Annotated in this window: 2 protein-coding genes; both read right to left on the bottom strand. The window is 43.2% G+C overall.

All coding sequences use genetic code 11. The features are described 5' to 3' along the window. Nucleotides 1–66 precede the first annotated feature (66 nt). On the bottom strand, nucleotides 67–786 hold the full coding sequence (gene istB, locus L634_RS0128405) for an IS21-like element helper ATPase IstB (protein ID WP_026585297.1): 720 nt from the start codon (nucleotides 784–786) through the stop codon (nucleotides 67–69). Continuing rightward, the gene (istA, locus tag L634_RS0128400) at nucleotides 786–2,288 is read right to left on the bottom strand and encodes an IS21 family transposase (RefSeq protein ID WP_026585296.1); all 1,503 of its coding nucleotides are present in this window, start codon (nucleotides 2,286–2,288) and stop codon (nucleotides 786–788) included. The genes istB and istA overlap by 1 nt, the downstream gene beginning before the upstream one ends. Nucleotides 2,289–2,439: the final 151 nt, after the last annotated feature.

Here is a 2,439-nt window from a genome sequence, read left to right as displayed (position 1 = left end):
TGTATTTGGCAAGCAAAAAATGCATGAAACGGCAGTTTAAAATGTAACCACTTGCCAACATTATTGCTAGTTTTGTAATAATGACTCTTTATAGCGATGACTGTCTCCATTGAATACCACCAGGTGAGAGTGGTGGATCAGCCGATCAATGACTGCCTCTGTCAAGATTGGATCACCAAAAACATGGTTCCATTGACCGAACTGCAGGTTGGTCGTAATGATGATGCTTTTGGCCTCATAACACATTGAAATGACCTGGAATAATAGCTCTCCACCTTGTTTATGTAAAGGGATATAACCCAGTTCATCGAGGATCATTAAATCTAGCTTTTCGATTTGCTTGAACAATTTCGGCAGAGTCCCTTTTTCGTTCGCCTCGAGAAGCCGATTCACCAATCCTGCCACTGTGTAGAACTTTACCGACCTTCCAAACTTATGTATGGCATTCAAACCGATCAACGAGGCGAGGTAGGTCTTACCGACGCCTACTCCTCCATAGAAAATGGCATTCTCCTGCCTTTCCATGAACTCTCCATTCAACAGTTGATCCTTTGTCATTCCTGCCGGAATCTGAACCTCGCTCCAGTCAAACGGATTTCCTTTCACTTTTGGAAGCGTAGCCTGCGTTAACAGGAGGTTGACCCTGCGCTCTTCTCGCTGCCGGATTTCTGCTTCAAAGAGCTTCAATAAATACTCCTGATGATTCGAGCCTTCCACTTCATGAAAATGTTCCTTAATCCAGCTGAGTTTTAGCCGTTTGGCGTAGGATTGAATTTGCTCATTCATTATGCATCCACTCCTTTATGGAGCTGGTCATAATGACCGAGGCCTCGAGTAGCTTCAGGTAGTTCAGGAAGCGGTACTTTCGGTTTTATATCATTTCGGATGCCACGACCGTTAATAAGCTGATAGAATACTTGTTTGATCGCATCTACGGAGGGATGCCCATGTTCAGAAGCAATAATCAGCGCTTTCGTAATGACGCTAAAATCGTGGTCCTTTAAGATCACCGATAGTAGTTTCAGTGCCTCCGGCTTTTCGGGTACTGTACAGGATTCGAAATACAATTTCCATTCTTCCGGGAGCTGATCATAGAAATTAGTATATTTAAGTGCCGTAGGGCGTTTGGCCATTAAGTTTAGATATGGCTGCCATTTCATTGACTTTCGGTATTGGCCATAAAGGCGGGAATGACTGACCACAAGTTGGTGGTCATCATTCAAGATCTCCACAGTGTTGTAAGAGATTTTTACCAGAACCTTGCTAAGCGCATATCTTGGCGAAGTTGAATACAGGTTAAGGTCGACCTTGATATAACCGTATTTATCGGCTTTAAGAGTTTCATATCTTACACATTCATATTCTTTTGCCGGTAGTAGTAAAAAAGCTGCCTTGTCCTCCTCGAATAGCTCTGAGATTGCCCACTCTTTTTGATAATGTTTCCTATTACGATCCTTCTCGGCCTTCTCCCATAGATCCTTATTTAGCTCGTCCAGTTCAATGACATGGAGTCCCGGGAGGAGATAGTTATTCCGTACATACTTAACCATTGCCTCGACATGGCCCTTCTCATTGCCACTATTGGGATTGCAGAATTCACATTCAAAGCCGTAATGCAGAACGAAGTTCTGGAATTCCTCTGTTAGTTGCCGTTCACCATTTGGCAGTACTTTTTTTACGGCAGGGGAAAGGTTGTCAAAGCGTATGGCTTTTGGCACTCCCCCCATATGGTGAAAGACTCTTTTCATTCCCTCAAGAAAGCACTCTTTATTTTGAGAAGGAAAGACCTGAAAGTAAAAGGCATTACTAAAAGGAAAGGACACTACCAGGTATGGCAATACAATTTCTGCTCCTCCGTAAATAAAAGGAGCTTCCCCAAAATCCACCTGGGCTGTTCCTGAAATAGCTTCGAGTGGCAGTGCTGCTTCATCTGCTTCGTTAAGAAATTCTTTCTTCCTCCCGGAAACATAATCCCGGACCGTACGGTCAGAGCCTTTGAAATCATGGTAATTCTTTAATTGCTCCCACATTCTCTTGGCTGTCCTGCGGAACTTCTTTTTCTTCTTCAAGTCCTCCTTGATCCATTCATCTAGGATCACTTTTACTGGCCCTAAAACCGGAGCGGCCCTATTCTGTCTTTTCTTTGGCTTTTGGTTGAAATCCTCCATTTCTGCATACTTCTTAATGGTTCGCGGATCTCTCCCTGTCCTTTTAGCTACACTTGAATATCCGCAGTCTTTATTGTTAACCTCATGTCTGATATAATTAATCTCGGCCACTGCCAACATCTCCTTAAATACCTCCTGCACGTTTTGTACCCAACAGGAAGTGTATGTGTATTTTGGAATGTTGACAAGTGGCCATTTTTAATTTGTGCAGGCCCCTAGGGGCCAGCACAAATTAAATGCCATAACCTACATTTTTATGATGCCATAAACA

It is taken from the genome of Bacillus sp. J33, assembly GCF_000518885.1.
In the GTDB taxonomy this organism is placed as follows: Bacteria; Bacillota; Bacilli; order Bacillales; family Cytobacillaceae; genus Cytobacillus.
Note: the sequence above shows the minus strand (reverse complement) of the source record. Positions and strands in the feature narration are given on the sequence as shown.